5 protein-coding genes are annotated in these 5,071 nt (G+C 39.4%); 3 read left to right on the top strand and 2 right to left on the bottom strand.

Going from position 1 to position 5,071, the window contains the following annotated elements:
• Positions 1–81 precede the first annotated feature (81 nt).
• On the bottom strand, positions 82–549 hold the full coding sequence (locus H6H03_RS39150; RefSeq protein ID WP_190960352.1) for a hypothetical protein: 468 nt from the start codon (positions 547–549) through the stop codon (positions 82–84).
• A gap of 402 nt (positions 550–951) precedes the next feature.
• Between H6H03_RS39150 and H6H03_RS39145 the strand changes: the two genes are divergently transcribed.
• Complete coding sequence (locus tag H6H03_RS39145; protein WP_190960351.1) at positions 952–1,791, top strand: Rpn family recombination-promoting nuclease/putative transposase; 840 nt, start codon at positions 952–954, stop codon at positions 1,789–1,791.
• Positions 1,792–1,819: 28 nt separating this feature from the next.
• Here the strand turns inward: H6H03_RS39145 and H6H03_RS39140 are convergent, their stop codons facing one another.
• Complete coding sequence (locus H6H03_RS39140) at positions 1,820–2,770, bottom strand: RpoD/SigA family RNA polymerase sigma factor (protein WP_190960350.1); 951 nt, start codon at positions 2,768–2,770, stop codon at positions 1,820–1,822.
• Between the two features lie 229 nt (positions 2,771–2,999).
• On the opposite strand from H6H03_RS39140, the gene H6H03_RS39135 reads away from it, so the two are divergent.
• Together H6H03_RS39135 and H6H03_RS39130 are read left to right on the top strand one after the other, a co-directional pair.
• Positions 3,000–4,046 carry a J domain-containing protein gene (locus H6H03_RS39135; protein WP_190960349.1) on the top strand — a complete coding sequence of 349 codons (1,047 nt, stop codon included), beginning with the start codon at positions 3,000–3,002 and terminating at the stop codon, positions 4,044–4,046.
• A gap of 121 nt (positions 4,047–4,167) precedes the next feature.
• Positions 4,168–4,935, top strand: coding sequence for an alpha/beta fold hydrolase (locus tag H6H03_RS39130; protein WP_190960348.1), 768 nt, complete (start codon positions 4,168–4,170; stop codon positions 4,933–4,935).
• Positions 4,936–5,071 lie beyond the last annotated feature (136 nt).

Here is a 5,071-nt window from a genome sequence, read left to right as displayed (position 1 = left end):
TACCTCATTTAGTCTTGTCTTTATTACTACTGGATATTGAACGGCTCCGACCCTTAGCACTTAGTCATGGAATTGACATTACTATTTCGAGGTGCAAGATCTGAGATAAGGCTTTGTCCAAAATCGTGCTACCCATGCTAAAGCTATGGCAAAACCAGCAGCAGTTACCGAGCGAATTATTTCATATAGATGTGCAAATTGTAACTCGTTAACTCTGCCACTTAACCAGTTGAAAACAGCAGAATAAACCACAAAGCAAAAGATGATTCCCAAGGGAGTCACAATTGCCAAGACCCTAGCGGTTTTCCCTGCTTTACGGTGATGCCGCCAACGCAAAGCCAGCCAACAACCGACTACTTCTCCTATCCACCACCCAGCAACATAACCAATAAAAGGTGGAATTACTCCTTCGAGTTCAGCATTTGGCATGAAATTTTTCACATAAGCAATCCCTAGATAGATACCAAAATTCATCAACGCCACAGCCCCGATTAGTCCGCCTACAACTGCTGCTAAATACCCATTTTGACGATTTGTGTTCTGCGCCATTATTCAACCTAAAACTTTTCTCAAAAACACATTTGTTTTAGACAGTTTTAGCAGTGCTTTAAGTTCCTCATAAAAATTTTAACATATATGCAAAAAATAATAGCAAAGCCAAACAACGTTGTTCGTCTTGTTATCAAATCAAAAGTCGAGATTTGAAACGATTTTTCAAGAATCCTCCGCAGTCAATTCAGCATCGGATTGCAGCGATAGCTCTGCTTCTTATTAGGTATTTAGTGGGGTAGCTATACCACAGGAAAAAAGACTGTAATTAGGACAAAGGCGATTCACTAGTGGAATCGCCACATTTTTATTTTATCTAATATAAAAGCTTAACTTACTATTAATTAATTAAAGTATAATATTTATATAATTACTATCAATAATTCAAAAAATACAAAAATTATGATTGACCATGACCGCCTCTTCAAAGAATTATTATCCACCTTTTTTGTTGAGTTTCTTGATTTATTTCTCCCGCAAGTAGCTAGTCAAATAGACCGCGATTCCATTCAGTTTTTACCGCAAGAAATGTTTACCGATGTCACCTCTGGAGAAAAGAAGGAAATTGATTTACTCGCTCAATGCCGCTTCGAGCAGCAAGACACTTGTTTTTTGATTCACGTTGAAAATCAATCTTATACTGAGAAAGTATTTGCTAAACGAATGTTTAAATATTTTGCTCGGTTGCATGAAAAATACGACTTACCGATTTACCCAGTTGTTATTTTTTCTTTTGATGAACCAAAGCGTCCTGAACCACAAATTTATCGCGTCACATTTGGTGACTTTAATGTACTGGAGTTTCAATTTGCAGCAATTCAACTCAATCGTTTAAGCTGGCGGGATTTTCTAACCCAGCCTAATCCAGTTGCAGCAGCGTTGATGTCAAAGATGAATATTTCCAAGCAGGAGCGTCCACAGGTCAAAGCAGAATGTTTGCGGTTGCTCGTAACGCTAAAATTAGACCCAGCCCGGATGCAATTAATTTCTGGGTTTGTTGATACGTATTTACGGCTGGATGCGGCCGAAGAGCAAACTTTCCAAGCAGCTATCGATACAATGGGGTTAACACAGCAAGAGGAAATTATGGAAATTGTCACTAGTTGGGAACAAAAAGCTTTAGAGAAAGTAGCGATAAATTTATTGCGCGAGGGAATGGCAAGTGAGGCAATTGTGCGAGTAACAGGGTTAACTGTAGAGCGAGTACAACAGTTACAGGCACAGCTAACTCAAGAGAATTAATGCACCTGAGACAACACCACCGCATTTTTCAAGAAGTTAGATACTGCCCAATAGACGGTTGTTGACGGCGTAGCGCAGTCATTGCCTGCTGCTGGATTTGACGCACTCGCTCTCGACTGAGATTGAGCTTTTCTCCAATCTGAGCCAAACTTCGTTCTTGATTATCTAACAGCCCAAAGCGCAAAATTAGTACTTCGCGCTGCACTGGTTTTAGTGATGCTAACAAATCACTTAAATCTTGACGCAACAAAAGTTGAGTGATGTGTTCATCCGGCGAAATGCTTTCCGAGGCTAAAAGTTCGCTCAGTTCAGTTTCTTGATTGTCACCCACCTTCAAATCTAGAGAAACTGTCCCACTAGCAACTTTAAGGTATTCTCGAATCTGGCTTGGCTCTATGTCCAATTTTTGAGCAATTTCCGTGACACTAGCATGACGACCTAGTGTTTGAAACAATTCTCGCTGTACTTTCTTTATTTGATTGAGTTTCTCGTTAACGTGAATTGGTAGTCTCACCGTCCGAGATTTTTCAGCGATCGCTCTGGTGATTGCTTGAGTTACCCACCAATATGCGTAAGTTGATAATTTGTAGCCTCGGTTAGGGTCAAACTTCTCTATTCCTCTTTGTAAACCAATTGCCCCTTCTTGAACTAAATCCAAAAATTCCAGATTGCGACGCTGGTATTTTTTAGCGATTGAAACCACCAGTCGCAGGTTTGCTGTAATCATCTTTTGCTTGGCTCGTTTACCTTGCTCAAAGATTTGATTGATTTCTATTTCACTTTTATTTACAAAATCGGCTAATTCTGTTGCTGTTGGTTGGCGATGCAATTGTTGACTCAACTGCTGCTGTTGCTGCTCAAGGGCAATCATTTGTTGTACAAGCCTACCATAAGTTATTTCTTGGTCAGAGGTTAATAACGGGAACTGACCAATTTCTTGTAGATAGAGGCGCACCATGTCTGAACTTAGGCTGGACATACAACTTTCAAAATTCTCCAAAATTAGACCGACTCAAAATTATAAATCAAATACCCTGACAAAAATCTCATCCGAGGAATGTAATTTTATGGAGCGAGCGTTCTTGTTCTAACAGTGAAACTTTTACCAAGAACCCGCTAGAGTTCCAAGATTTATCTATTCGTGTATCATCAATGAGATGCTTGTATCTCTATCATTCTTTTCATCTTGGAAACAGCATAAATCTTCTATGCCTCGAACCACTAAACCTTCAACCGAGTCTACGGTTGCAAACGGACTGGCTCTTTCCGAATTGCATCTGCGCTTGGAATATTTAGAAAAACAGCACCAATCCATCCTCAAGCAGATTAAGAAAAAGCGGACTGAACTAAATAACTTTGTCGAAAAGGCGCGAACTCTTGCCACAGAAGTTGTGCATCGGGCTAATCCCAGCTTCCAAAAAATGACCCAACTCGACCAGGAAATTCACGCTTTGTTTGAAACTATTTTTACTACTAGAAAATTTGGTAAACAAACTCTTAAGAAAATACAAGCAGTTTATCGTCAACTACAGTCTGCTGGAATTATCAGCATCAAACCCGATACAGAGCAATTCCAACAAGAGCTAAACCAAGAGTTTTTTCCTATGGAAGAAGATTTTTCCACCGAATCTGCTCAAAATCCCCATCAAAATCAACATTGTCAAGCACAAGATTACACTTCATTTGGGGCTGGAGCTAGAACCGAGACACAGCAAAAAATTCGCTCCACATTTTTGCGGTTAGCTGAAATATTTCACCCCGATAAGGCACAAGATAGCGAAACGCAAAAATATCATACCGAAATCATGCAGGAAATCAATAGTGCCTACCAAGAAGGAGATTTGGCAAGGCTGCTAGAAATTGAATCTCGTCAACAAGTTGGGGAAAGGATTGATTTCAATAATGAAGATGATTTAACTCGAAAATGTCGCCATCTAGAACAGCAAAATCAAATTCTTCAAGTTCAATATGAAAACTTGAAACGGGAACTACGGTTGGCTAAAAATACTCCTGAAGGAGCAATGTTTTCTAGCTCTCGAAAAGCTAAAAAACAAGGTATTGATGCTGTAGCCGGGATGGTCGAAGCCATCGAATCTCAAATTCAGGCTGTTTCTGAAATCCGGGATTTTGTCAAAGATTTTCAACAGCATCAACTGACTATTCAGGAATTTCTTGCTGGCCCAGTTTCTCTGTATCCCTCGGAGCCAGAATTACTCCAAGATATTCTAGAACAAATGTTCTCAGAATTAATCTGATAAGAACTTGTTGATTAACAAACCTTTCTATCTTGGATTAAACATTAAGCCATTGTTTTAATACTAGTGGCTGCTGAAAGAATACGAATCAAGGATAATTGAAGTATTAGTAATATTCTTTATGAAAACAAATCACAGTTTAGTATTAGCAATTGTAGCAGTAGTGTTAATTACTCTTTCATGGTGGGGTGTGCTAAGAGCGCAAACTTCTCTGGTGAGCCGTCAAATGGAACGTCTGGGAGTGCCTTTGTTATATGTAGCACCACAGAATGCTCAAAATGTTCCTGGTGTTTTAATCGCACATGGTTATGCAGGCTCGAAACAATTAATGCTTGGTTATGCCTATACTTTGGCTCATGCGGGTTATGCTGTTATGCTCTGGGATTTTGATAGTCATGGTGCTAACACCAAACCACTAAAAAACAATTCTCTAAAAGAGAATTTAAATGTTGCTTACACAGTACTACTAGAGCAACCAGAGGTAGATAAATCGCGTTTGGCTACATTAGGACACTCAATGGGTAGTGGAGCTGTCATGTCTGCTGCCATCAATCAAGTAGATCGCTATGCTGCAACTGTAGCAGTTTCACCTACAGGCGCTTCAATTACGCCAAACGTACCCCGAAATCTTTTATTACAAGCAGGGAGTTGGGAAAATAGATTTGTTGCCAACGCACAGCGTTTACTGGTGTCTGGTGGTGGAGAAAACCACAACTTTACTCAGGGTAAAGCAAGAAAGCTCGTTATTATCCCCAATGCCGAACATATTACAATTTTGTTTCGCCATTCCAGTCATCAGGCTGCCAGAGACTGGCTTAATAATACTTTCGGCATAAACAGCCAGAGTAATTATGTTGATTATCGAATGCTTTGGTATTTTTTACACTAGACTTGTCCGAAATATTAACTTAGGAAAAGAAAAATGGTAAAACGTTAAATTGAGCGTCTACCATTTTTCGATATTAGTTATGGTTTTTGATTATATCCAGAAATATCCCCACCGGACAAAACAAATTTTAGGGATT

Source organism: Nostoc paludosum FACHB-159, from assembly GCF_014698835.1.
In the GTDB taxonomy this organism is placed as follows: domain Bacteria; phylum Cyanobacteriota; class Cyanobacteriia; order Cyanobacteriales; family Nostocaceae; genus Nostoc; species Nostoc paludosum.
Note: the sequence above shows the minus strand (reverse complement) of the source record. Positions and strands in the feature narration are given on the sequence as shown.